Here is a 557-nt window from a genome sequence, read left to right on the forward strand (position 1 = left end):
CACTGATGGGCCGGCCGGACGGCCCGCCTGCCGGGCCGGGGATGGAACCTGAGTACACGGACACCAACGGCGCGGTCGTGCGGGTGTCGCTCGACGGCGGGCCCGTCCACGGCTCCGAGGTGGAGCAGATCGTGCCGACGGGAACCTTCACCACCGGTAAACAACTCGTCACAGACCCGACGACCGGGATGCTCTACTGGTGTGACCGTGAGGGAAAAGCCGTGTACCGGTCCCGGCGGGACGGCAGCGACGTGACACTCCTGGTCTCCACGACCGGCCGCGGGCCGACAGAAGAGGAGGAGAGGTGTGTCGGAGTGTGCGTCGACCCGGTGAACGGGTACCTCTACTGGACGCAGAAGGGCCCTGCCGGCGGTGGCCAGGGGCGGATCTTCCGCGCCGGACTCGAGCTCCCCGTCAGTAGCTCAGCAGAGGGCCGAGGAGACATCGAACTGCTGTGGGAGGGACTTCCGGAACCTATCGACCTGGAACTCAATAGCACCGGGCGAACCCTCTACTGGACTGACCGGGGCACGGGGCCGCACGGCAACTCGCTGAAC

The 557-nt window shown here is 67.7% G+C and carries 1 pseudogene; it reads left to right on the plus strand.

What is annotated here, in order from left to right:
• Positions 1 to 557 (plus strand): annotated as a pseudogene (locus tag ACT3S3_RS15295) (hypothetical protein); the annotation flags it as partial.

The organism is Corynebacterium sp. AOP40-4SA-5 (assembly GCF_052377355.1).
Lineage (GTDB): Bacteria > Actinomycetota > Actinomycetes > Mycobacteriales > Mycobacteriaceae > Corynebacterium.